Source organism: Psychrobacter sp. P11F6, assembly GCF_001435295.1.
Taxonomy (GTDB): domain Bacteria; phylum Pseudomonadota; class Gammaproteobacteria; order Pseudomonadales; family Moraxellaceae; genus Psychrobacter.
In genome coordinates, this window is the sequence record NZ_CM003594.1 from 2,560,001 (window position 1) to 2,583,890 (window position 23,890).

25 protein-coding genes are annotated in these 23,890 nt (G+C 43.3%); 11 read left to right on the plus strand and 14 right to left on the minus strand.

The window, feature by feature from the left end:
* Window positions 1-16: 16 nt before the first annotated feature.
* The 4 genes from moaC to modA all read left to right on the plus strand — a co-directional run bounded on the left by moaC (window position 17) and on the right by modA (window position 2,395).
* A complete protein-coding gene (gene moaC, locus AK822_RS10475; protein ID WP_087945632.1) occupies window positions 17-550 on the plus strand; it encodes a cyclic pyranopterin monophosphate synthase MoaC in 534 nt (177 codons plus the stop codon).
* Between the two features lie 63 nt (window positions 551-613).
* Window positions 614-904 carry a MoaD/ThiS family protein gene (locus tag AK822_RS10480; RefSeq protein ID WP_060491602.1) on the plus strand — a complete coding sequence of 97 codons (291 nt, stop codon included), beginning with the start codon at window positions 614-616 and terminating at the stop codon, window positions 902-904.
* A 59-nt stretch (window positions 905-963) separates the two neighbouring features.
* Window positions 964-1,455, plus strand: coding sequence for a molybdenum cofactor biosynthesis protein MoaE (locus AK822_RS10485; RefSeq protein ID WP_060491603.1), 492 nt, complete (start codon window positions 964-966; stop codon window positions 1,453-1,455).
* Window positions 1,456-1,549: 94 nt separating this feature from the next.
* Window positions 1,550-2,395, plus strand: coding sequence for a molybdate ABC transporter substrate-binding protein (modA, locus tag AK822_RS10490; RefSeq protein WP_060491604.1), 846 nt, complete (start codon window positions 1,550-1,552; stop codon window positions 2,393-2,395).
* A 24-nt stretch (window positions 2,396-2,419) separates the two neighbouring features.
* Here the strand turns inward: modA and AK822_RS10495 are convergent, their stop codons facing one another.
* Window positions 2,420-2,899 (minus strand): hemerythrin domain-containing protein, encoded by a 480-nt coding sequence (locus AK822_RS10495; RefSeq protein WP_060491605.1) that lies wholly within the window; start codon window positions 2,897-2,899, stop codon window positions 2,420-2,422.
* A 63-nt stretch (window positions 2,900-2,962) separates the two neighbouring features.
* On the opposite strand from AK822_RS10495, the gene AK822_RS10500 reads away from it, so the two are divergent.
* From AK822_RS10500 to AK822_RS10530, 7 genes are all read left to right on the plus strand, one after another.
* Window positions 2,963-3,403: a CopD family protein gene (locus AK822_RS10500; RefSeq protein WP_060491606.1), complete on the plus strand. Its 441-nt coding sequence runs from the start codon at window positions 2,963-2,965 to the stop codon at window positions 3,401-3,403.
* Between the two features lie 396 nt (window positions 3,404-3,799).
* A complete protein-coding gene (locus tag AK822_RS10505) occupies window positions 3,800-5,521 on the plus strand; it encodes a phosphoethanolamine transferase (RefSeq protein ID WP_060491607.1) in 1,722 nt (573 codons plus the stop codon).
* A gap of 40 nt (window positions 5,522-5,561) precedes the next feature.
* The gene (locus tag AK822_RS10510) at window positions 5,562-6,248 is read left to right on the plus strand and encodes a response regulator transcription factor (protein ID WP_060491608.1); all 687 of its coding nucleotides are present in this window, start codon (window positions 5,562-5,564) and stop codon (window positions 6,246-6,248) included.
* A 72-nt stretch (window positions 6,249-6,320) separates the two neighbouring features.
* On the plus strand, window positions 6,321-7,667 hold the full coding sequence (locus AK822_RS10515) for a sensor histidine kinase (RefSeq protein WP_060491609.1): 1,347 nt from the start codon (window positions 6,321-6,323) through the stop codon (window positions 7,665-7,667).
* 149 nt (window positions 7,668-7,816) lie between these two features.
* A complete protein-coding gene (locus tag AK822_RS10520; protein ID WP_087945633.1) occupies window positions 7,817-8,290 on the plus strand; it encodes a diacylglycerol kinase in 474 nt (157 codons plus the stop codon).
* Window positions 8,291-8,331: 41 nt separating this feature from the next.
* Window positions 8,332-9,078 (plus strand): PAP2 family lipid A phosphatase, encoded by a 747-nt coding sequence (locus tag AK822_RS10525; protein ID WP_372886203.1) that lies wholly within the window; start codon window positions 8,332-8,334, stop codon window positions 9,076-9,078.
* 174 nt (window positions 9,079-9,252) lie between these two features.
* A complete protein-coding gene (locus AK822_RS10530) occupies window positions 9,253-9,879 on the plus strand; it encodes a YceI family protein (RefSeq protein ID WP_060491610.1) in 627 nt (208 codons plus the stop codon).
* Window positions 9,880-9,970: 91 nt separating this feature from the next.
* Here AK822_RS10530 and AK822_RS10535 read toward each other — a convergent pair whose 3' ends face one another.
* The 13 genes from AK822_RS10535 to betB all read right to left on the minus strand — a co-directional run bounded on the left by AK822_RS10535 (window position 9,971) and on the right by betB (window position 23,812).
* Entirely contained in the window at window positions 9,971-10,384 is a 414-nt protein-coding gene (locus AK822_RS10535; protein WP_060491611.1) for a PaaI family thioesterase, read from the minus strand.
* Between the two features lie 29 nt (window positions 10,385-10,413).
* On the minus strand, window positions 10,414-10,956 hold the full coding sequence (locus tag AK822_RS10540; RefSeq protein ID WP_060491612.1) for a DUF3124 domain-containing protein: 543 nt from the start codon (window positions 10,954-10,956) through the stop codon (window positions 10,414-10,416).
* A 43-nt stretch (window positions 10,957-10,999) separates the two neighbouring features.
* A complete protein-coding gene (locus AK822_RS10545) occupies window positions 11,000-11,701 on the minus strand; it encodes a potassium channel family protein (RefSeq protein ID WP_045447178.1) in 702 nt (233 codons plus the stop codon).
* A gap of 57 nt (window positions 11,702-11,758) precedes the next feature.
* A complete protein-coding gene (locus AK822_RS10550) occupies window positions 11,759-13,519 on the minus strand; it encodes a TrkH family potassium uptake protein (RefSeq protein ID WP_060491613.1) in 1,761 nt (586 codons plus the stop codon).
* A 373-nt stretch (window positions 13,520-13,892) separates the two neighbouring features.
* Window positions 13,893-14,834 (minus strand): DMT family transporter, encoded by a 942-nt coding sequence (locus tag AK822_RS10555; RefSeq protein WP_060491614.1) that lies wholly within the window; start codon window positions 14,832-14,834, stop codon window positions 13,893-13,895.
* Window positions 14,827-15,144 carry a hypothetical protein gene (locus AK822_RS15205; RefSeq protein ID WP_322843174.1) on the minus strand — a complete coding sequence of 106 codons (318 nt, stop codon included), beginning with the start codon at window positions 15,142-15,144 and terminating at the stop codon, window positions 14,827-14,829. Before AK822_RS15205 ends, AK822_RS10555 begins: the two co-directional genes overlap by 8 nt.
* Complete coding sequence (locus AK822_RS10560; RefSeq protein WP_322843175.1) at window positions 15,101-16,012, minus strand: flavin monoamine oxidase family protein; 912 nt, start codon at window positions 16,010-16,012, stop codon at window positions 15,101-15,103. Before AK822_RS10560 ends, AK822_RS15205 begins: the two co-directional genes overlap by 44 nt.
* A 42-nt stretch (window positions 16,013-16,054) precedes the next feature.
* The gene (locus tag AK822_RS10565) at window positions 16,055-16,477 is read right to left on the minus strand and encodes a hypothetical protein (RefSeq protein WP_060491615.1); all 423 of its coding nucleotides are present in this window, start codon (window positions 16,475-16,477) and stop codon (window positions 16,055-16,057) included.
* Window positions 16,478-16,677: 200 nt separating this feature from the next.
* Window positions 16,678-17,163: a DsrE family protein gene (locus tag AK822_RS10570; RefSeq protein ID WP_201539993.1), complete on the minus strand. Its 486-nt coding sequence runs from the start codon at window positions 17,161-17,163 to the stop codon at window positions 16,678-16,680.
* Window positions 17,164-17,494: 331 nt separating this feature from the next.
* Window positions 17,495-17,986, minus strand: a complete 492-nt coding sequence (locus tag AK822_RS10575) for a YgjP-like metallopeptidase domain-containing protein (RefSeq protein WP_060491616.1) — start codon at window positions 17,984-17,986, stop codon at window positions 17,495-17,497.
* Window positions 17,987-18,176: 190 nt separating this feature from the next.
* On the minus strand, window positions 18,177-20,222 hold the full coding sequence (betT, locus tag AK822_RS10580; RefSeq protein ID WP_060491617.1) for a choline BCCT transporter BetT: 2,046 nt from the start codon (window positions 20,220-20,222) through the stop codon (window positions 18,177-18,179).
* 257 nt (window positions 20,223-20,479) lie between these two features.
* Window positions 20,480-22,180, minus strand: a complete 1,701-nt coding sequence (gene betA / locus AK822_RS10585) for a choline dehydrogenase (RefSeq protein ID WP_060492278.1) — start codon at window positions 22,178-22,180, stop codon at window positions 20,480-20,482.
* Window positions 22,181-22,297: 117 nt separating this feature from the next.
* Complete coding sequence (gene betB / locus AK822_RS10590) at window positions 22,298-23,812, minus strand: betaine-aldehyde dehydrogenase (protein ID WP_087945634.1); 1,515 nt, start codon at window positions 23,810-23,812, stop codon at window positions 22,298-22,300.
* Between the last annotated feature and the right edge of the window lie 78 nt (window positions 23,813-23,890).

Consider the following 23,890-nt stretch of genomic DNA (forward strand, 5'->3'; position numbering starts at 1 on the left):
TTTAAGAGAAATGAAAATGAATAGCAACAGTCAAAAAAACAGTAAGCAAGCAACCAAGCAACCAAGCAACCAATCTGGCTTATCCCATTTAGACAGCGACGGTGATATCACCATGGTCGATGTGAGTGGCAAAACGGCTAGCACTAGAGAAGCACATGCAAGCGGACAAGTAGTTTTTCCCGCAGACATTTATACGCAAATCAAAGCCGCCGACGGTATGACCAAAAAAGGTAGCATCACTCAGACTGCTCATATTGCCGGTATCATGGCAGCCAAACGCACCCACGACTTGATTCCACTTTGCCATCCTTTGCCCTTAGATAAAATCAGCTTAAGCTTTGCATACGATGATGCAAACCATAGCATTACTGTGACTGCCACGGTTAAAGTTACTCATAAAACTGGGGTAGAAATGGAAGCATTAACCGCCGTCAGTGTCGCTTGCTTGACCATTTATGACATGACCAAAGCCATCTCGCATGACATTGTGATTGATAATATTCATTTAATGAAAAAAACCGGCGGTAAGTCCGATTATCAACATGCCTGAAAGTAATTTGAAAACTATAAAATTAAACTGTTAATAAGCAGTTCAGAAATAAGGGAGATTGCTATGAGCACTTTAATAGAAAGCAATACAAATTCTAAGTTAGACACCACGATGAATATTAACGTCTTATATTTCGCTAGCTTAGCTGATGAAGCCAATTGTCATGAAGAAACAGTCACTGTGCCACAGTCAACTTCATTGACCGAACTGTATGAACAGCTGAGCCAAAAGCATCGCTTTAGTCGTCCGCAGTCGGAGTTACGTGTGGCAGTAAATGATTACTTTGCTAAGTGGACAGATGAGATTTATGAGGGTGATAGTGTTGTTTTTATCACGCCAGTGGCTGGTGGTTAAAACCATTTAAATATCATTTGTATCACTAAGAATCTTAAAAACAATAAGAGAAAATGTATATGACAGACAATGTACACGGTCAATCGATGAGCATTAAACGTACCATTGATGAGGCGTACCTCATCGCTGAACGTGATGGTTTTGCGCTGTTAGATACCGATATTGATGAAAGTCGTCTTAAAAGCACCCTTGATAATGACAGTTGCGGCGCGTTTGTCTGCTTTGAAGGACGGGTACGCAATCATAATAATGCCAGTAGCGTCAATCGTTTGACCTATTATGGCTACGAAGATCTTGCCATCAATCAAGGTCGCGCCATTATTGAAGAAGCCAAAAAGCGCTTTGAGATTACCCATGCCATTGCCATCCATCGTATCGGTGCATTAGAGATTGGTGATGTCGCTATTTGGGTTGGCGTGGTTTCTGCCCATCGCTATCCTGCCTTTGATGCGTGTCGCTGGATATTGGATACTATTAAAGCCGACATTCCCGTTTGGAAGCAAGAATATTACCAAGATGATTCCTCTAAATGGCTTAGTAATAATGGGTAATAATGCGCTTCAAATGACTACTCAAAGCGATAGCTAACCTTTAGCAATAACAGTGAGCGACACTGGCGAGCAATAATAAGAAGGTTTTATAATAATGATTAAACTAATAACCATATCATCAGCTTGCTTAGCGTTAACGCTAACCGCTTGTAGCAAAGAGCAAACCGCTGAGCTTGTTCAATCAGATACCGACAACGCCACTGAGCAAAGTCAAACACTGCGCATCGCAGCGGCTGCCAACTTATCAGATGTATTGCCTGAAATTATTGCTGCTTATCAAGCGGATAAAACCCCGCCTGCACAAGCAATTGACGTGACTTATGCCTCTTCAGGTAAGTTATATGCGCAGATTACCTCTGGCGCACCTTATGATATATTTTTATCCGCCAATCAAGAATTTCCTGCCAAGCTTGCCAAAGAAAAACTAGATAACGCAAAATCTGCTGACGAAGCAACCCACGAGTCCTTTACTTATACCCAAGGCCAGCTGGCACTTTATAGTGTTAACAAATCCCTTAAAGGACTCAATACTACTACTTTAAATGCATTATTGATGTCTGAATCTGATAGCAAAATCACCATTGCCAATCCAGAACTTGCCCCTTATGGTAAGTCGGCGCAAGCGTACCTGCAATCACAAAATATCTTTGACACTCTCACTGAGCAAAGTCGCATTATTCAAGCTGAAAATATCGGGCAAGCGTTTCAATATGCGCACACTGGTAATGTCGATTATGGCTTTGTCGCTCAATCACAACTGACAGCGATTAAAGCCACGCCTGAGCAGTTCTATACGTTAGCGCCAGACGCTTATCCTCCTATTTTGCAAGACGGGTTGGTGATTAGTGACACTACTGCCGCGACCGATTTTTCAAACTATCTGCGCTCGCCTGCTGGACAGCAGTATTTTTCTGACGCAGGTTATCTCGCTATAGAGTAAGACAACTTTGATAAAAAACGTGCTCTAACGGTTCTCATCGGAGCGTTTGATACTGTCTGGACTGGCATCATAAATAGCCTCTAATTCTTCTGTTGTCAGATAGCGCTCAACGATAGGAAACAATTCTCGTTCTTCAAAACGAATATGATCATATAGCAAGGTGGCGAGTTTTTTGACTTGTCCAACGGTGACGTGATTGCTTTGAGAGTGCGGCAAACCTTGAACCTCTGCCATGAGTGCATGCAGGGACTTGTGCTGCGTATCAAGTGTATTTAGTACCGATGCCACCTCAGGTTTGGAGCTGCTATGAGGCTGTAGGGCATGAGCAATTAGATTGTCTTCAATCTGAAAATGCTGTTGCATCTCGTTAATATAAGACGTGATATTTAGCCAATGCTCGGCAATTGCGTTAGGTTCATCAGCACACTCTTTAGCATGGCGAGATAGATTTAGACCTAGATGATGTTGACGAGATAATGGTTGTAATTGTGCGGCGCGTTTCATGATTAAGTACCTCAGTTAATCGACATAAAGCCCTATGTCAGTGGCATTTAAGGATTGTTATCTATGCTTAACTATATACTCATACTACACTTGTTAGGCTCTACTGTCTGGACAGGTGGTCATCTGATTTTGACCTTGGTGGTCTTACCAAAAGCGCTATCATCCCGAAATATTGATGGTCTGATGCAGTTTGAGCAGCTGTTTGAGAGGGTTGGGATGCCAGCTTTGGTGCTGCAAATAATCACTGGACTTTGGATGGCCTACCAGCTATTACCCAACATTGCTGCATGGTTTAAACTTGATAATGATTTTAGTATTCTTATTACTCTCAAATTACTATTATTGCTAATGACTGTTCTGGTTGCCCTGCACGCTCGTTTCTATCGAATACCCAGATTGTCTATTCACACCCTGAAAGGATTTTCAATCAATATCATATTGGTCACTTTGTTTTCTGTCGCCTTTGTTGTCGTTGGTACGCTCTTTCGCACAGGATTAAATTAGGACGTGTCATCGTTTAGGTTATTAGGGTCTGTTAAACATTCGACCACGGCACTGACAGTGACTATTTTTTAGTCGCTTAGATTAAAAATATCTAGTTTAGTCGTTCTAAGCGGATGTTTTTAATGACGAAGCGGCAAAAAAGAGTCTTGTCTCTTTGATCTGATGTTAAAATCGCTTCATACTGTGTTGCAAGTCTAGCTAAGGCACGAGCATTATCTTCAATTTGCGCCTTGTCTGAAACGATTTGATCAATCAGCAGTGCCTATTTGGGAATGTTCAACAGACCCTAATATGTCCTAATATCTTATTGAATTCAACCACCTTAACATCTTCTTAACAGCATACTTGTTACTGTAAGGCATTACACTCCTTACCATCCTGTTGAGAAGTACTTGTATGTCAATATCTCAAGCCGCCAAAATCGCTGCGCCCAAAGCCAATAAAAAAAGCCGCTCCCTAAGCAAGCTCTATAATCGCGAGATTAATCTCAATCATCTGATCATAGTTGTTGCTCTGTACTTAGTAGCGACGGCGAATATTGGCTTTTTTGAACAAGTACTCAGCGTTTATCCATTGAGCACAAACACGGGCTTTATTTTTTCCATCATAGGCTTATTATTTGGGCTGATGTGGTTGGTGTTGTCACTGCTGTGTTATCGCTCAACGGCAAAAGTAATGCTCATCATAATGGTGCTGATTGCAGCTATCTGTGGTTACTTTACCGACGCCTACGGGACGATATTTAATCGTGATATGCTCATTAACGGCTTACAAACCGATCAAGCAGAAGCCATGGGATTGATGGCACCCAGTCTATTTATTCGCCTGTTTTTACTAGGTATAGTGCCTGCTTTCATGATTGGTAACATTCGTATAAAGCGATTGTCTTGGCAACAAGCAACCCTTCAAAAATCAGTCACCCTATTATTATCTATCGTCTTGCTAGCGGTGTGTCTGGTGCCATTTGGTGACCAATACGCCAGCTTTTTTCGCCAGCATAAAATAGTCCGTAGTTATGTCAATCCTATTACCCCTGTTTATTCTGTCATCAAACTGGGTACTGATTATATCGCTGAGCGCCGTCGTCCCGATACGCTAATCCCTCATGCTACAGATGCAAAACGCAGTATTACTTTTAACACTAGCAACACTAGCAACAGCGCTGTAAAACCTAAGTTGATGGTATTTGTAGTAGGAGAAACCGTTCGTGCTGACCATATTGGCTTAAACGGTTACGAGCGCAACACCACGCCTTTGCTTTCAAAACAATCAGACATCTACAGCCTTAAAGACGCCTCGTCATGCGGCACATCCACCGCCTATTCAGTACCCTGCATGTTTAGCTACGCCAATAGAGAAAATTATGACCCTGATAGCGCTAGCTATAATGAAAACGTGCTCGATACACTACACAAGCAAGGCGTCAATGTCGTTTGGCGAGACAATAACTCTAGCGCCAAAGGGGTGGCTGACCGCGTAACTTTTGAGGATTATAAAACAGCCGCGCTCAATCCAGATTGTGATATTGAGTGTCGAGACAGAGGCATGCTTGATGGTTTTGATAAACTCGTTAAGTCAGGCAGCTCAAAGAAAGAGACACCTAAAGACACACTTATTTTGCTGCATCAAATGGGCAATCATGGACCCGCCTATTTTAAGCGTTACCCTAAAGATTTTGCAGTATATCTGCCCGTCTGTATGACCAATGAGCTATCAAAATGCGACAACCAATCGGTTATCAATGGTTATGACAATGCCATTCGTTATACAGATTATTTTTTAAATAGCGTGATCGACACCTTAAAACCTTATGAGCAAGATTATGAGGTGGTGATGGTATATATTAGTGATCATGGAGAAAGTTTGGGCGAAAACAATATTTACTTGCATGGTCTACCATATGCTATTGCGCCAAATGCACAAAAGCACGTGCCAGTGATTATTTGGTCACCGACTGGCAACGGCATTGATAGCAGCACTATTGCTAAAAGCAGCCTAGCTAACATGATTGATCAGCCTGTATCACATGATTTTATTACGCCAACCTTGCTTCAGTTTTTTGGTATCACCACTGACGAAACCAAAGCAGCACCCACCTTTTTTAAAGTGGCTAATTGAATTCTTTATCATCGCTCCGCCTTTTTAGGTAATAATACTCATGTACAAGATACTCATCATTGAAGACAATCCCGATATCGTCGCCAATATTTATGCTTTTTTTGAGCCGAAAGGCTTTGAGCTAGACAATGCCCATAATGGCATTAGTGGCTTAACGCTCGCATCGAATAATCGATATGACGTCATCTTGTTAGATGTCATGCTGCCGGGTATGGATGGCACTAAACTGTGCAAAAAGCTCAGGGAAGATCTACATGACAAAACGCCAGTATTGATGCTGACCGCTCGCGATACGATTTTAGATAAAGTGGCAGGATTCGATAGTGGCGCTGACGATTATCTGGTTAAGCCTTTCTCATTGGTGGAATTAGAATCTCGTATTAAGGCTCTCATACGCCGACATAAAGATAATCATTTTGAGCATGGTTTAACCGTTGGCACATTGTCTTTAAATCATAGTGAGCATACGATTACACGTGAAGGTAAGTCGCTAAAACTCACACCAACAGGCTTCAAAATACTACATACCTTGATGAGTGCGGCGCCGCGCGTGGTTAGCAAAACCGAGCTGGAAGAAAAAGTATGGGGCGAAGACATACCAAGCAGTGATGCATTGCGCACTCACATGCATGGGGTCCGTGCGCAGGTAGATAAGCCGTTCGATAAAATCATGATAGTCACGTTGCCTGGTGTCGGTTATCAGATTATTGATCCAGATAAAGCCTAAAAAATCATCGGCTGATGTCCTTATTTGACTCTCACTGTCTTTCATATCGTCTTTCACAACGAAGTAAATACCATGTTTAATATCGACTCCATCGCCAATAAGTTTCGACTCTCCTACTTGTTATTTGCCCTATTACTGTGTGCCACTTTCGTCAGTATTTTCATGTATGCCGAAGTCAGAATGGAGCAACAACTGGTCAAAGCTCGATTATTGCAGCAGTTAGAGCTTAGCCAAGAAAAAGAAGGCGATCAGCCTATTTATACCGCTGAACCGGGTATTAAAATTTATCGCTTCGATAACGCACCGAGCAATCTGCAAAAACTGGCCACCCAAACCGTACAAGAAATGCCCGTCACTGTCACCACTGAAAATGGTCAATCGACAACAGAGTTACATTTTTTTAATTATAAAAAAGACAAAGAAAACTACATTTTAACCTACTTAGAAAACACTGAAATGGTGATGGGGAATTACCCTGTTTTGGCCATATTTGAGCATTTAGAAGACATATTTGCCAACGCCCTAAAAGTAGCGGTCATTTTGAGCTTATTGATTGCAGCGATATTTTCATCGCTGTCCTCCAAGCAAATCATTAAGCCTTTATTAGACTTAAAACAAGCTGTAGAAACAGATCATCGCAACTTGACGGAATTGACGCATCTGCCCTCCGAGGTTGGCGTGTTAGCACGCGCAATCGATGAAAAAAACCACAAACTTGAGCAGTACCTCAAACGCGAGCAGCTATTTACTGGTGATGTCAGTCACGAGCTGCGCACGCCTTTGACGATTATCATGGGGGCATCAGAAGTATTGTCCTCACAACTAGAAAACGACCCTCACTTGAGCGCATTTGCCACTCGTATCAGTACGACCGCCAAAGAAACCTCGGAGATTATCAGCGCCTTATTATTGCTGTCTCGTGCTCCTGAAAAACTGGATGCACCGCCAACGTCTATCAATGACATCGCGTTAAATGAAGTACAGCGCTTAAATTACTTGCTTCGCCATAAGTCAGTCACCTGTAAAATAGTCGCAGAACAGCTGTATGTCGCACACGTACGACCTGAACTGCTAAAAATGGCACTGGGTAATTTGATAAAAAATGCGTTTCAGTACACCGATGAGGGTGAGGTCATCATCACTATCGATGCTGAAAAAATCACCGTCACTGATACTGGTCTAGGTATTCCTGAGGTGATGATGCCGCTGCTATATGAGAGATTTGAGCGTCTAGAGCAGCATTATAAAGACATCTCATTGGATACAGAATCGTCATCAGCAGCTGACGCCCATTATCCAGCAGAAGGTACAGGCTTGGGACTCAGTATCGTACAGCGCATCATGACACATATGGGCTGGCAGCTTACTCATCAAGTCAATCCGTTAGGTGGCAGTACTTTTATCATCAATTATCATTAGAGAAGATCTCTATTTTAAAAAAGCTTAACGTTTTCTTAATGCCTGCCCGCTTATACTTAGGGCATGTTGAACATTCGACCATGGTTAAATAATTAAATTATTAACATTTACCGCATACCTTGATATTAATAGACTGTGAAGCATTTGATATGAATAAAGCAAACCCTATTAATCTTGAAGACCAGTCGGCCAGTCGTGGGGTTTTAAGCCCAATAACAGGCAAAAAACAACTGCTATCCCATAGCTATGCCAGTGAGGCCAAGGGTAAAACAGGATTTTACCGCATTATAAAAGCCGCTGGTTACTCTCTGGACGGCTTTAAAGCAGCTTACAAATTTGAGGCGGCTTTTCGACAAGTATTTTGGCTTAATCTCATATTATTCACGGCTATTATATTGTGCCCTTTCACTATCAGCGTCAAAATGCTACTGGTCGTCGCTTCTTTCTTATCGTTAATTGTCGAACTCATTAATACTGGAATCGAAGCCAGTGTCGATCACACATCGACCGCCAAGCATCCACTGGCAAAGATAGCCAAAGATGTCGGCTCTGCGGCGCAATTTTTGGCATTACTGCTGCTATTTATCTTGTGGATGATGGCATTATTGAGTGTTGTATTTTGAAAATATATTCAGCCAATGGAGTCTGGCTTAAACTCCTATGTTTGACCATCATAGCGACACTGCTGTTTGAGCACAGCCAATTAGACATTCATATTAGTGAGCTTTTTTACACTAATGGACACTGGCTACTAGAAAAAGGCACACAACCTTTTGCCTTTATCTTTTATGACTTGCCTAAATTGCTACTCATCTTGCTTGGCATTTATCTCATAGCCGTTCTAATTCTGAGACATAGACAGAATTCAGACATCAATCTGGTAATAAAAAATACTAAGTACGATAAATTGCTCACGCCTTTATCCACGCGTGAAATAAGTTATCTACTGCTTGTTTTAATTGCCGTTCCCAGTATGATTGCGCTACTCAAAGGTGTGACTCATGTCAGTTGCCCCAATCATTTAATACTGTTTGGTGGCGACTTGCCTTATCTAAATATTTGGCAAAATATAGTCGCTAACACGCCTGCCAAGTGCTTCCCAGCGGCTCATGCCAGTGCCGGATTTTCTCTATATGGCTTGGCATTTTTACCCACTCTACATCAGTATCGCTATAGAATATTTGAAATAGTCACGGTCGTAGGATGGACGATGGGACTGTATAAGATGCTGTTTGGTGATCATTTTTTTAGTCATACATTAGTATCGATGCTTCTATCATTGACCATAACCTGCGCGCTTGCAACGCTATTTTTTAAATACCCAGTAGCGAATAAAGCCAACAGTATCAATGCTAATGGCAAAAAACCTGATGCGGCAAGCTTTCAAAAATCGTCGAAAACCCAATCTTAACTGTTGAATAATAGCCAAATTAACAATGATACCCTTATGAAAATAAAGCTACTAAGCATTTGATAAATAATGTATAAATAGTTATTGCTGACTGACTTAACATTGAGTAACAGCATGGATTGCGCTCGTCGACGACGTTCTTTATTTATCAATAGCCCGCAAAGGAATGTAGCTATGAGCATCCTATCTTTTGTTCTACAAAGATCACCTATCTACCCTTTACTGACACTGACATTGGCACTGCCATTATTAATAATAAGCGCTGCACATAGCAGCCATGCCGCCAGTTATACCATCAATCCTGCTGGTACCCATGTGCGCTTTGCCATTGAACGCTTCCAATCCCCTGCCACTGCGGGCGGCTTTTATAATGTCCAAGGTCAACTGCAATATGACTCAAGTTTAAAAACTGGCAATATCTCCTTGGTCATTCCGATCAGCTCTCTAAATACGGGAAATAAAGCATTTAACCAGACTTTGACAGGCCCTATATTCTTTGATATGCAACGCTTTCCGTTGGCACGCTTTGATTCTAACAAATGGTATTTTAGCCAAGACAAATCACGCCCAATGGTCACAAAAGTAGACGGTCATCTAACGCTGCATGGCGAAACCCATCCTATTAGCTTAACAGCGACTAAGTTTGACTGTTATCTACACCCTACGCTCAAAAAAGATATTTGTGGTGGGGATTTTACGGCGATGATTGATCGCACCAAATGGAATATCGATAAATATGCGTGGTTTGGCGTCACTAAAAACCTTCACTTAAACATTCAGGTCGAGGCAACCAAACAGTAGCAGTCCTTATCAGCATTAATTTTATGACATTAATTTTTATAGCACTGCTTTTTTAGAGCCTATCCTCATTTTAAAAATGGGCTAAAAATAGCTAAACGTGCTGAGGCGGTACGGAATACGTGCCAACTACGTGAGCCACCATGTCGCGAGAGCCTTCAGAATAAAGCGCAACCTCGCCAACGATTAGTGTGCGCCCAACTTTCATCAACGTACACTCAGCGATAATACGTGCTTCTGCTGAGGGTTTGCGCAGGAAGTTAATGGTCAAACTCGTCGTCACCGTTAAGGCCACAATACCTATTTTACCAAGTATCGCCACATAGAGAGCCACATCAGCGATGCTCATCAATACTGGTCCAGAGACCGTACCACCGGGACGCAATTCATTGATACCAATATCGTGTGATAAGGTCGAGCGATTGTCACCGACTGCCTCGATGACACATTTGGTTTGTGGAAATTCCAACGCCATAAAGGCGACAATTTCTTCTTTGGTTGCAGACATATCCCTTCCTTGGATTTCGTTATCCTTAATCAATGCACCACTGGCGTACCTTCTGTACTAAATGCAAAGCCTTTATTGCTAAAATTACCGATCATCACCGCCTCAATGACAGGCTTGACCGTCTCGTCTATCCCTTCGACTTCGATGATAAAGTTGGCGCCCGATCCGCCTTTATCCTCTTCTTTTTCGACGATATAATTGAGCGTAGCCATTGCTGGAAGCTCAATCGGTTTGTTTAAATAGGATTTTATAAAGGTTCCATCAGTGCCATAGTAGTCAATTTTATTGATATACAGTGATTTTTTTAGCGTGGTATTGCGTACACTCAAAGTCGCTGATAGCAAGACTTTACGATTGTCTCTATCGGTATAAATGTCAGAATAAATGGGCACATAAAAGGTTTGTTTATAGGCAAACTGGCTACGATCAACCGCTGTTGTCATCTCCAGCTCTTGAATGGGGTCTTGATGTTTTTCTGAATACAACACGTTCGGGTCTTGCGGCGTCTGGTCACAGCCTGACAACAATGCCAACGTCGCAAGCAACAAGACGGATATAGTGCGCTTACTCATAAGTTTCCCCTTTGCCTTTTCATGTCACGGCTGTTGCAAATGTTTATTTGATTTTTACACCGACACTACGCAGAAACTCGTTGATATGCTTGTTAGCACCGTAGATGACCAATACGTCTTTATCTTGCAATACTTGCTCAGGCGCCGCCAAACCTTTAATACTAGGCTTACTTTGCGTACGACCAAAGCTGTCTTCATAATACTCATAGCGCAGGGTACTAAGCAATCGAATATTGAACTTTTGCTCCAATTGCAAGTCATCAACAGTCTGACCAATCAACGACTTGGGAATGCTAATCTCTACCATACTGAAATGATCACTCAGCTCAAACGAGTCGACGAAATAACGTAGCGACAGCCGTTTGGCCCAGCGATTGGCCGCCTCTTTTTCAGGATGAATAAGGTCGTCCACACCGATAGCTTGCAACACTTTTTCGTGCAGTGGATTGATACTGCGACTGATCAAACGTTTTGCTTTTAGGGTTTTAAATAATGCCGTCGCCATGACGTTTGCGCCTTGGTCTTCACCGATTGCGACAATAACGATATCGGTGTCGACAATCGGTAAACCATTGACGGTATATTCATCCGTGGCATCCATACAGATGGTATGAGAGATGACTTCCTTATATGCCTCAACCTTTTGCATGCTACTGTCAATGGCAATCACTTCGTGCCCCTGACGGGTCAACGCCATGCCTAGCGATGAGCCAAAGTTCCCTAACCCTACGATGATATATTTCATAACCTTATTAACCTTTTTCAGTATTTTTTAATGATGAAATGGCTTATTTACGACCATTTAATTGATCGTGATTTCTTCAGTTGGATAGCGATAATTGCGCTGGCGTCTATTTTTAAGTAGGGCAATAAAGATGGTCAACATGCTGACGCGCCCAACAAACATAATGACAGATACCACCATTTTGCTAAAATCTGATAACTCTGTCGTCAAATTCAGACTTAATCCCACCGTGCTGTAAGCTGAAAAACACTCAAAAACCACCTTGATTAAATCAAGCTCTGGTTGATCATAGCTGATGAGCGTCACCCCCATACCGATGACCAATAAAGACAGCCACATAATAGAAAATGCACGGCGAATTGAGATGTCAGCAATCTGCCGCTTAAAGACCTCAACATTGGTCTGACCACGTGCCAAACTCAAAGTATTTAACAGTGCAATCGCAAACGTACTGGTTTTGATACCACCGCCCGTCGAGTTTGGCGAGGCACCAATCCACATCAAAAATATCGTCAACATAATCGTGGGAAACGCGAGTTCACCCATGTCGATGGTATTAAATCCTGCGGTTCGCGGCGTGGCAGCAGTAAACAGCCCTGTGACAAGCTTACCGAAAAAACTGCGATGGTCTGCCAGCACATTATTATATTCAAATATCATCACACCGATGAGACCTACCAGCAATAAAGCGCCCGTCGTAATCAAGGTTATGCGGCTATTAATATTGAGCAACCATGGTCGATAAATATAACGCTGATCATGGCGATATATCAGGCGCTCGGCACGATCACGCAAATAACGCAGCACATTGACCACAATGACAAAACCCATGCCACCAAAGATAAAGGTCGTAGCGATAATCAGTTGTAATGGATAATTAAAACGTAGCGCGTCATCATACATGCCAGCGCTAAATGTAGAAAATCCAGCATTACAGAACGCAGAAATCGCATGGAAAACAGAGAAGAATAACTGCTCAGACCAATCCATATCTGGTATGTCATAAATACTGATATAAATGAGTGCCGCAGCCACTGCCTCAACGGCAAATGTCACATATAGGATGGATTTGAGGGTCGATACCACATCACCCATGCCGCGCATGTAAGACATCTCACTGATGCTCGCTTGCGTCTCATAACTGACACCGCCCTTAAAGAAATAACTAAAATACGTCACAAAAGTCAAAATACCCAAGCCGCCGATCTGTATCAGCCCCATGATAATGACTTGCCCAAAAGTTGTGAAATAAGTCGCCGTATCTACCACGATGAGACCAGTCACACAGACAGCACTGGTCGCGGTAAAGAGCGCATCCATGAAAGACAGCGGCTGCGTCGTTGCATTGGGCATCATCAGTAGCAATGCCCCGACCAATACTAATGACAGGAAGCTTAAGATAAAAAACTGTGCAGGGTTTAGAAAGGTACGATTGAGATTAAAATCGTGGTCAGATATTTCACGAATAAAGGTCACAAAGACGGCAATTTTGATGGCAACAAAGCCATCAACAGCGACCGACATCCCAGAGCGCACCAAATCAGTGAAATGCGCTACCAGTAAAATGACAATCGCGATACTGGTCAGTAAGTCAAAGACCGCGACTTTATTTAGAGTCAGCGGCTTTTTGCTATAGAGGTAACGCCCTGCCGTCACAACAAAGCCTAAAAAGATAATCGCCAGATAAAAAATATGGAAAACCTGTTGTAACCACATCGGCAGCGTGAAACCACTGTCTAATAAAGCAATGGCTACGCCGATAATACTAATAACAATCGTGACATTATTTAACAATCGATAACGCTTGGCTGCATGCATCGCCCTAATCCATGATAGGAATAACCACGATATTTATACTCCTTTTTTGTGTTACTCACAAAAACTGATTTGAGATAATCGTAACCAATTATGATGCCCTATTGAACACTCATACCTAGCCATGCTGATTGCTAAAATGGCTGTAGATAAATTATAGATTGGCAGTAACGGTAATATTTACGTTTTAACGAGGTTTTGTGAGGTTGGATTAGATAAAAAATGATCACTGTGAGGGTCGCATAGTGGCATTTCTATATAGTGACATTTTTCCATGGCTACATTTTTGGATAGTTGCAGTGCAAACATATGCCCTAGTAAGTTCATTAGTTTATAGGTTGGCGTATTTATGAGCGCTATATCCTAATAATCATCTTTACGTAGTTTCTGTCGATGTGGTCGCCATTTTCACCCCGCCCCATGTCACCAAACCAACGCCCAGTGCGATCAATGAAGCACCCAAAAACAGCCCTTCTGGCGGCATCTCACCCTGCAAAAAAATAGCCACTGGCACACCGACAACTGCGCCGACCGAGCCTAATAAACTTAATAAAACAGGACCGCCGGTTTTTTGTAATAAAAACAACAATAAGAATTGACCCGCAAATACGGCGGCTTGTATGCCAATCAAACCTAGCGGCAACCAGTCTAGCGGCATTTTGACTGAAAAATTAGGCAATACACTGAATGACAGCAGCAACAGCGACGCCGCGATTAGCATACCTGGCGCGAGTGCGCTAGGTGATGCCTTATCAGGCCAGCGTAAGGTGCGATATATATTACCAATAGCCAGTAATACTGGCCCGCAAAGCGCGATCAAAATCCAAAAAGTACTGGCGTCTGGCGTCGAAAACTTACGCGCTGCCAATACTCCTGCGCCAAGAAGCGCCGCGGCCACACCCAAAGCACGGACGATATTAAATCGCTCCATCCGCAGTGCCAATGCACCAAGATAAGTCAACAATGGTGGAAGCGAGATAATGAGCGCGACGAAACCTGCACCCACATGTGGGATAGCTGAAAACAGTAGTAAATTAGAACCTGCAACACTGATGAGCGCGGCCACAAAATAGTATTCAAAGCTACGCGCATTTAAGGGAGGTAATTCGTGCCGTATGAAGGCAATGATCAATAAAATAGCAGCAGCGCCCGTGATGGACCAAAAGAGAAATGCCAGTGGTGTAATATCTATCTCACCAGCATATTTTGCCAAATTGGTAGAAATACCAATCAGACCTCCTCCGCCTAACAAGCAGGCAAAAGGGATGAGCCATGTGCTGGTGTTGCGAGAAGCTTGCTGTTCTAAAGACTCACTCATCAACTATCCTATTGGATGGTAACGCTGATGACGATAGCTCATCAGACAAACCTAAATCTAAACCCTGTACCGCCTTATGTGCTGCGTCGATAGCACCAGCAATATAACCAGGGAATGACTCTGACCATTCACTAGCGCTGCCCGTTAGGCAGTCTTGCCATACCCCTGTGTTTGGCTTAGCGTTCGGTGCGACAGCATGTTGACCTGAGCCAATGGCATCAGCAGGCGTCGCGGTTAATGAATCTTGCGCCCAGTCTTTCAGATATTCAGCCGTTGGCGTCTCTGCCTGTGCGCCAAATAAACGTACCAACTGCGCGCGGCAATGGGCTTTTAGCTCTGTTTCTGAGGACGTGAGCAGGAACGCCAAAGAAGCCAAATAATGCACCATTGCCCTCTACCAAGGACGCATCATGAATCTCAGTAAGTGGCCCTACTGCACTGCGCGCTGAACCCGATAGTCCTTGATTGCGCCAAAAGGGCGACTCATAAACCGCCACATATTTGGCATGTGGCGCCATCCATGTCGCGGTCTCTTGCCACTCTGCCAACAAATCCTGCGGTAAAGCTGGCTCGAATAGAAGATTAGCCACAGCCAAACGAGGCGGTAGCGCAAGGAGCACATGCTGCGCGTGATAAGTAGTTATTTGACCAGCTGTCATCTGTTCAGCGCTGCTCTCGCTCTCTATGTTGATACAGCGCTCAGTCTTGATCACACACTTTACGATTTGCCCTGTGATCATGCGCGTAGGATTTAAGCGCGCATACAGAGCATCAATGAGCGCTGCCATACCACCGACGAGGCGCATAGACGGTGGCGAGCTTTGATAGCCTTGGGTACGGATAGGTAACTGATTGGCAGCACGTTCAACCATCATGTCGCCGTCCTCGAACTGCGCAAAACGTGGTAAATCTAATGCCTCGATAAGACTGCTCAACTGCGGCTGATACTCTGGCCAAAACCACGATGGCCCTAAGTCGAAGCCATCGTTTGATTTTTCATTATCGACACTTTGACTACTAGCATTCTGATCTACTGATGATTTCGCAACAGCGATGCGCCCACCCAATCTATCACGCGCCTCAAGCAATATATAATCGATGCCTCGTTGCTCTAATAAAAATGCTGCATATAAGCCACTCAAACCACCACCGATAATTGCAATAGGTAGGTTTTGCATAACAAATCATTCCTGCTTAGTTGAAGCTATTCAGTATCGAAGTTATTCAGCCAACAACTTGGTAAGCAGCTCGTCTATCTCAACCTTAAACTCTTTATCTTCAATCTTATTAGCCGTAATTTTAGCATTCTGTAGATTTAGAATAGCCGCATCCTTTTCACCCATTTCGATCTCTAGAACCGCCATAGAAAAGGCAATCGATGACATGTGGTCTTTTGAATTAATCGCAGTCGCTTTGGCTAAGGCCTTGTCATAAATAACTAAGGCTTCGTCTAAATCTTCGGTAAAGTCAGCCAATGTTTCCCACTGTTCTGGATGGTCTTTATCGGTATTTTCATTATCATTACAAATGGCTTCTAATTCAGCATAAAACCCATCAAATGCTGCTTGATTGCCTATACGATCAGCTTCCAATAACTCTTCAGCTAAGGTATAAATTGCTTTATAAATTTTGGTATTAATCATTGCTCATAACCTTTTATGAATTAGGATCTATGGTACTTGTTTTTCAGCCAAGAGTACTTGGCGAATATTACTTGGTAAACAGTGCTTAGCTGGGATTATAACGCAATTCCACTAGCCAAAATGACTGACACAAAAAAAGGATGCGATAGTCGATATCACACCCTTTTTATTCATCAAACTACTAATTATTTTTTATCTGCCTAAAAGCTCATTATCTTGGTGGTTTGATCGACCATTAGCGCCCCGATATCAGCAGGATCAGCAGCACTCACGCCGTCAATCAGTGCCGACTGGTCAATACCCTTACCCGGTAGATAAAGTGCACAAACCTCAACCTTGGTATTGGTATTTTTCATGACCATTTGCATCAAACCCTGTGGGCTCATATTTTTAGGCGGTTGTGCTGTGGTCACACTTTTTGGCGCATCACGGAGTGCCATATCACCGGCTGGACCGCAGAGCAATACTCGAGTATTGGCACCTTGCTGCGCGGATTGCATGGTCAGTACCATCGACATCAGCTGCACTTGAGCATCCTCTGATGTCACATTTATCAACACCGATGGCGTCGGTTTTTTATTCTCTGGAATGACGTCACTCTTTTGTGACATAGCATTGGTCGCTGTACAGCCAACCATCAGTGAGGCGGCGCTTATAGCAAGTGCAGTAGCAACTATCCGTTTCATCATCTTCTCCATTTATCAACAATCATTAAAATCATCGTTATTAAATTATACACTAAAATATATTAATAAAAGGTATAATGTTATTTATGATAAGAAAATTATGATAAGAAAATTATGATAAGAAAATTATGATAAGAAAATTATGATAAGAAAATTATGATAAGAAAATTATGATAAGAAAATTATGATAAGAAAATTATGATAAGAAAATTATGATAAGAAAATTATGATAAGAAAATTATGATAAGAAAGTTATGATAAGAAAGTTATGATAAGAAATACAATCTGTGGCGTGTCCTCATTTTGAGAAGAAAAGAATACAGCACTGCGATCAACTCATTTCGCGCCAGTGCAACCACAACCGCGTATCAAGCTCAAACTGATGATACTCAGGCTCCATATGGCAGCATAATTGATAAAACGCTTTGTTGTGCTCATACTCTTTAAAATGCGCCAATTCATGCACGACAATCATGCGCAAAAACTCAGGCGGCGCTTCTTGAAACAAGCTGGCTACCGTAATGCTGTTATGCGATTTGAGCTTGCTGCCCTGTATGCGAGACTGGGTGGTATGAATACCTAGCGCATGTTTGAGAACCGTTAATTTACTGCTATAGCTAACATTCGATAGCTGTCCCACTTTACGCATATATTGGTTTTTTATCTCATTGATATACTGATAAAGCGCCTTATCACTTTTTATTTGGTGCTGAGTGGGATACTTTTTTTCTAGATATGCGCCCAATTTACCATCGCTAATCAGCAATGCCGCTTGGGTCTGAACTTGCTCAGAATAATGAGCGATGTACTTTAATGTGGTCACAAACTTATCCTTTGCTAATATTTCGAAACTGATAATCCGAAACGTATCTTTATATATTTTACCCTATATCTACTTATTTTATTTTTCATAAAATAACCCCATAAGCTGCATTCAACTTATGGGGTTGTTTGTTACGATGTTTTTACTTAAGTGTTTTTACTTCAATATTCAGGACGTGTTGATAAATCAATTAACGCTCTAAATGTAGATACTGCAAATGGCGCTCGTACTGATTTAAGATATCGACCAACACTTGCTCTTTGGAGTAACCAACCAAGTCATACTCTTGTGAGCCTTCACTTAAGAACACTTCCGCACGGTAATAGTACTCTGCATTCTTAGTTGAGGTGCTCAATGTAAAGTTAGGACGCTCAGCTTTAATCAAATTCACTTCATAAATAAAGTCGTCTTCATCGCCATGTCCAACTCGCAATTTTAGACCATCTATTTGACCGCTACTCTCATCCATTCCTTCATCTATATCTTGTCCGATATGTTCAGGGTTACGGATGTCCAAAGAGGTTTTTAGACCGCCTGCCGCAAACTCTTTTTCAACTTCCGTCATGGCAGGTCTAACCACATTTTGTAAAAAGCGTTCAACTTGTGCATGTCTAGGGAAACTGACGATACGTTGCAAGCGTGCTTTCCAGCTCTTACCACTATCAAGCACATTAGCCGTACCAATCGTACTGGCTTTGCGTTTATTACCTTCTTCTTTTAGCGACTTCCACATTGACATCATATAAAGTACAAGGATAAGCGAGAATGGCAAACCAGCAATTACAGATACTGACTGCAATGAGGCAAAGCCACCAGCAAACAATAATCCCAAAGTGATAAGACCTGTTGCTGCTGCCCAAAACAGACGCAACCAAACCGGGGCATCGGTGTCATTGGTCATGCCGCGTGAGCTCAAGTTCGCTAATACTAAAGCACCCGAATCCGCTGAGGTCACAAAGAATACTAAACCAATGACCACACCAGCGAATGATAAAACGTCACTGTAAGGAAAATACTCAAACAAGGCAAACATACCCATGGCGGCGTCATTAACAGCGATTTCACCAAGCTCAGTGGCACCATTAGCAACCAAGTCTATTGCCGAATTGCCAAAGATAGAGAACCAGGCAAAAATGAAACCAAGCGGAATAAACATCACGCCAAAGACAAACTCACGTAAGGTACGACCACGGCTAATACGCGCGATAAATAGACCAACAAACGGTGCCCAAGCGACCCACCATGCCCAGAAAAATATCGTCCAGCCTGATTTCCAATCAGCACCAGCAGTACCGTCATAGGCATATACATCAAAAGTTTTAAAGAGAATGGTTTGGAAATATTGACCAATATTTTGGGTAAAAGTATTCAGCAAGTACACCGTATTACCCATCACCAATATGGCGATTAATAGCAATATCGACGATAACATATTAAATTCAGATAAGCGGCGGACGCCCTTTTCCACACCTGTCATCGCCGAAATAGCCGCAGCAGCAACGACACCTACAATAATAAGCGTCTGCACTGTTTTGCTAGATTCAATACCAAAAACATGGGTCAATCCAGCATTGGCCTGCAATACGCCGATGCCTAAGCTGGTTGCAATACCCATCAAGGTGCAAACAACACCAAAGGTATCAATGCCATCGCCAAGCCAGCCCTTAATTAAACGCTCACCAAAGATAGGCGTCAGTGGTGAACGTAGCGCTAATGGCATGTTTTTACGATACGCAAAGTACGCCAATGCCATACCGATTAAGGCATAAATACCCCAACCATGTAGCCCCCAATGTAAAAAAGTTTGCGCAAGTGCTTCGCGCATGGCTTCTGCACTGGCAGGCTCCAGCCCCGTATGCGGCGTTAAATAATGCATCAATGGCTCAGAGGCACCAAAAAACAGTAAATCAATACCGATACCCGCAGAGAACAGCATCGCGGCCCATGCTAGGAAAGGAAACTGGGCTTTTTCGTGGTCTTGCCCAAGCTTAATATCGCCGTATTTAGAAAAACCAACAAATAGTGCAAATATACTATAAGCGGCAACCACCAGCATGTAATACCATCCAAAACTCTCTGATACCCATGCCATGCTTGAGCTTAACAATGTCTCACTATAATCTGGAAACGCAATCGTCCAGATAATTAATAAAATAGAAATAATAGCTGAACCTAAAAAAACCGTCTTGTTTAGAGTCAGGGGTTTCGTCGCATCTTTTGATGGCGAGCTGTACATAAAAGACCTCAATAGGTAAATTAAACAGGGTCTGATATTGATTTGTCCGTCATAACTTGATGACTGTATGACGCACAAAGCAGTACCAATAAATAAAAATTGCTATGTAAATAAAAATTTAAATGACAATCAAAGGCAGCCACAACAGTATTAAAAATACTTAATACGTTAGCGCTGATGAAAAAGACCTTTGCGTGGAAAGGTCTTTTTAATGAGATTCTCTTATATGATTATTGAATAAATAGTTCATCAGTCGCTTAGACAGCAGAGCCATATGCGCGCATCGGCTCAGTTCTAAGCGGTGCACCATTGGCAACGTAATAGTCTACCGTCGAGCGTGGTAGCTGCTTGCCACGCATCTTATCGACGATTTTTTCTGCCAGCATAATGGTGGTAGCGTTTAGATTACCACTGATGATATTTGGCATAATCGACGCATCAACGACGCGCAAGCCATCGATGCCGTGTACGAGTCCTTCGCCATTGACGACCGAATCATTACCTTCACCCATCGCACAAGTACACGACGGATGATAAGCTGTTTCGCTATGATTACGAACATATTCGTCTAGCTGCGCATCGGTCACCAAATCATCGGTTGGCGCAATCGAGCGACCACGATAAGGGTCGAGCGCTGGCTGATGCATAATCTCACGAGTGATGCGCATTGCCGCACGGAACTCGTGCCAGTCTTGGTCGTGAGACATATAGTTAAACAAAATGCTCGGATGCGCGCTTGGGTCTTTTGAGGTCAGCTTGACGCGACCACGACTTGGCGAGCGCAATGAGCCTACGTGCGCTTGGAAACTGTGCGACTTCACGGCACTACGACCATCGTAGCGCACTGCTAATGGCAAGAAGTGGTACTGGATATTAGGATGGGTAAACTTCTCATCGGTACGAATAAAACCGCCACCTTCGAACTGATTTGACGCGCCAAGTCCTGTGCCATTGAACAACCACTCGGCACCGATGGCAGGCTTATTCCACCATTTATTGGCAGGCGCAATCGACACTGGCAACTTACATTCGTACTGCATATACAGCTCTAAATGGTCTTGTAGATTATTACCAACACCCGGTAAATCTAAAATCTCATTGACACCCAAATCTTTGAGCCATTGACCAGGACCAATACCAGAGCGCTGCAATAATTGCGGCGACGCAATCGCACCTGATGAAACAATCACTTCACGAGACGCGTAAAAATTCTTGGTTTGACCTTGATGGGCGACTTTAACGCCGACAGCACGTTTGCCATCGAACAAAATCACGTCAGTCAATGCACCCGTCAAAATGGTGATATTGCTACGCGGTTTGGCGCGGTCAAGATAACCGCGAGCTGTTGATGCGCGGCGACCATTAGGCGTCACAAAGCGATCCATCGGCCCAAAGCCTTCTTGTTGATAGCCGTTTAAATCATCCGTGCTTGGATAGCCTGCTTGCACGCCTGCTTCGATCATCGCTTGGAACAGCGGATTGACTCCTGGCTTTGAAGTGGTCATCTCGACGGGACCACCGACGCCATGATAGTCGTTCTCGCCAGCGTCGCGATTTTCTAACTTTTTGAAATACGGCAAGCAGTCCAAATAGGTCCAATCTTCTAAACCTTTGATTTGAGACCAATCGTCAAAATCCAAGGCATTACCACGGATATAACACATCCCATTAATCAGAGACGAGCCACCTAACCCTTTACCGCGACCACAATCCATGACGCGGTTATTCATATAAGGCTCAGGATCGGTTTTGTAGCCCCAGTTATAGGTCGTTCCTTGCAACGGCATAGCGAGCGCTGCTGGCATCTGCGTACGAAAGTCTAAGCGATGGTCTGGACGACCTGCTTCTAACAGCAACACCTTAATGTTGGCATCTTCGGTCAAGCGGGTGGCCAGCACATTGCCTGCTGAGCCTGCGCCGACGATGATGTAGTCATATTCAGGTGTGGTTGATGTCATAAAACGCTCCATAATATTAAAAAATCCATCATTTCATATCAGTAAGGCGGTGCCAAAAGGACAAATTAGTCCTAATAATTCAGCCTTACCGTTTTAAAAATTTCACAGCAAAAGTGATTAAAATACCGATTCAAACTTACCAAGCTCTACTTGGATAGACTTGGTCTGCATATAATGCTCAAGGGCTTCAATGCCGTTTTCGCGGCCGATACCTGAGTGCTTATAACCGCCCACTGGCATTTGTGCAGCCGACTCGCCCCACGTATTTAACCAGCAAATACCCGCTTCAATTTGAGCGATGACTCGATGCGCTCGGGTCAAGTCAGCAGTCACGACCCCAGCTGCCAAACCATACTCGGTATCATTGGCACGGCGAATCACTTCTTCTTCAGTCTCATAAGTCAATATTGACATCACTGGACCAAAGATTTCTTCGCGCACGATAGTCATTTCATCGGTGCAATCAGTGAATACCGTCGGTGCGACGAATGCGCCATTTGCCAATTTGCCTGTTGTGATACGTTCACCACCCGTCAATAGACGTGCACCGCTAGCCTTACCTTGCTCGATATAACCAAGCACTCTTTCCATATGTGGGAAGCTGACCAATGGCCCCATATTGATGCTCTCGTCCAGCGGATTGCCGAGTTTGATACGTTTGACACGCGTTAAGATGGCTTCTTCAAACTTAGCTTGTAGCGCTTTAGGGATAAAGACACGCGTGCCATTGGTACAGACCTGACCGGTGCTATAGAAGTTCGCCATCATAGCGATGTCCGCCGCCATATCGATATCGGCATCGTCAAATATAATCAGTGGCGACTTACCGCCAAGCTCCAAGGTCACGTCTTTAAGCGATGATGATGCCGCACTCGCCATCACTTTTTTACCCGTTGGTACGCCGCCCGTAAACGATACCTTTGCGATATCAGGATGCTGTGTTAACGCTTCGCCGACTTTATAATCCCCTTGCACGACGTTGAATACGCCGTCTGGTAAGCCCGCTTCTGTCAATATTTCTGCCAGTTTTAGCGCGGTTAACGGTGTGACTTCTGAGGGTTTAAAAATCATCGCATTCCCAGCGGCTAATGCTGGTGCTGCTTTCCACATCGCGATTTGAATCGGATAGTTCCACGCACCGATACCTGCGACGACGCCAAGTGGCTCGCGGCGAGTATAGACAAAGCTAGTATCACGCAATGGAATCTGACGACCTTCAATCATCGACGCAAGCCCTGCATAATACTCAACGACATCAGCACCAGTCACGATATCGACATATTTGGTTTCAGAGAGTGCTTTGCCCGTGTCTTTGGTTTCAAGTAACGCGAGTACATCGTTGCGCTCACGTAATATCGCAACCGCCTTTAGCAAAATACGACTGCGCTCAACGGCAGTCATCGCCGCCCAAACCTTTTGACCTTTTTGTGCCGCTTTTACGGCTTCATCAATCTGTTCACTGGTCGTTTGCTGAACGGTAGTTAACACTTCACCCGTGGCTGGATTGATGTCTTCAAAAGTAGCAAGCGATTCGTCGATTGCTAAGTAACGACCATTAATATAAGCAGTTTGTATTTGTTTTAAATCGATGATGTCTGTTAAGTTGTTGAGGTCTGTTTTTGAATCTGTCATGCGGTGCTCCTATTAACGACTGGCAAAAGCTCTATAAAAAAGTTAATACCGAATAATGTCGTCATGGGTTAAATGTTT

What these genes read in the sequence shown, in the direction of transcription:
- moaC (WP_087945632.1), top strand. Translation starts at nt 17, where the DNA reads ATGAATAGCAACAGTCAAAAAAACAGTAAGCAAGCAACCAAGCAACCA.
- AK822_RS10480 (WP_060491602.1), top strand. Translation starts at nt 614, where the DNA reads ATGAGCACTTTAATAGAAAGCAATACAAATTCTAAGTTAGACACCACG.
- AK822_RS10485 (WP_060491603.1), top strand. Translation starts at nt 964, where the DNA reads ATGACAGACAATGTACACGGTCAATCGATGAGCATTAAACGTACCATT.
- modA (WP_060491604.1), top strand. Translation starts at nt 1,550, where the DNA reads ATGATTAAACTAATAACCATATCATCAGCTTGCTTAGCGTTAACGCTA.
- AK822_RS10495 (WP_060491605.1), bottom strand. Translation starts at nt 2,899, where the DNA reads ATGAAACGCGCCGCACAATTACAACCATTATCTCGTCAACATCATCTA.
- AK822_RS10500 (WP_060491606.1), top strand. Translation starts at nt 2,963, where the DNA reads ATGCTTAACTATATACTCATACTACACTTGTTAGGCTCTACTGTCTGG.
- AK822_RS10505 (WP_060491607.1), top strand. Translation starts at nt 3,800, where the DNA reads ATGTCAATATCTCAAGCCGCCAAAATCGCTGCGCCCAAAGCCAATAAA.
- AK822_RS10510 (WP_060491608.1), top strand. Translation starts at nt 5,562, where the DNA reads ATGTACAAGATACTCATCATTGAAGACAATCCCGATATCGTCGCCAAT.
- AK822_RS10515 (WP_060491609.1), top strand. Translation starts at nt 6,321, where the DNA reads ATGTTTAATATCGACTCCATCGCCAATAAGTTTCGACTCTCCTACTTG.
- AK822_RS10520 (WP_087945633.1), top strand. Translation starts at nt 7,817, where the DNA reads ATGAATAAAGCAAACCCTATTAATCTTGAAGACCAGTCGGCCAGTCGT.
- AK822_RS10530 (WP_060491610.1), top strand. Translation starts at nt 9,253, where the DNA reads ATGAGCATCCTATCTTTTGTTCTACAAAGATCACCTATCTACCCTTTA.
- AK822_RS10535 (WP_060491611.1), bottom strand. Translation starts at nt 10,384, where the DNA reads ATGTCTGCAACCAAAGAAGAAATTGTCGCCTTTATGGCGTTGGAATTT.
- AK822_RS10540 (WP_060491612.1), bottom strand. Translation starts at nt 10,956, where the DNA reads ATGAGTAAGCGCACTATATCCGTCTTGTTGCTTGCGACGTTGGCATTG.
- AK822_RS10545 (WP_045447178.1), bottom strand. Translation starts at nt 11,701, where the DNA reads ATGAAATATATCATCGTAGGGTTAGGGAACTTTGGCTCATCGCTAGGC.
- AK822_RS10550 (WP_060491613.1), bottom strand. Translation starts at nt 13,519, where the DNA reads ATGCATGCAGCCAAGCGTTATCGATTGTTAAATAATGTCACGATTGTT.
- AK822_RS10555 (WP_060491614.1), bottom strand. Translation starts at nt 14,834, where the DNA reads ATGAGTGAGTCTTTAGAACAGCAAGCTTCTCGCAACACCAGCACATGG.
- AK822_RS10560 (WP_322843175.1), bottom strand. Translation starts at nt 16,012, where the DNA reads ATGCAAAACCTACCTATTGCAATTATCGGTGGTGGTTTGAGTGGCTTA.
- AK822_RS10565 (WP_060491615.1), bottom strand. Translation starts at nt 16,477, where the DNA reads ATGATTAATACCAAAATTTATAAAGCAATTTATACCTTAGCTGAAGAG.
- AK822_RS10570 (WP_201539993.1), bottom strand. Translation starts at nt 17,163, where the DNA reads ATGAAACGGATAGTTGCTACTGCACTTGCTATAAGCGCCGCCTCACTG.
- betT (WP_060491617.1), bottom strand. Translation starts at nt 20,222, where the DNA reads ATGTACAGCTCGCCATCAAAAGATGCGACGAAACCCCTGACTCTAAAC.
- betA (WP_060492278.1), bottom strand. Translation starts at nt 22,180, where the DNA reads ATGACATCAACCACACCTGAATATGACTACATCATCGTCGGCGCAGGC.
- betB (WP_087945634.1), bottom strand. Translation starts at nt 23,812, where the DNA reads ATGACAGATTCAAAAACAGACCTCAACAACTTAACAGACATCATCGAT.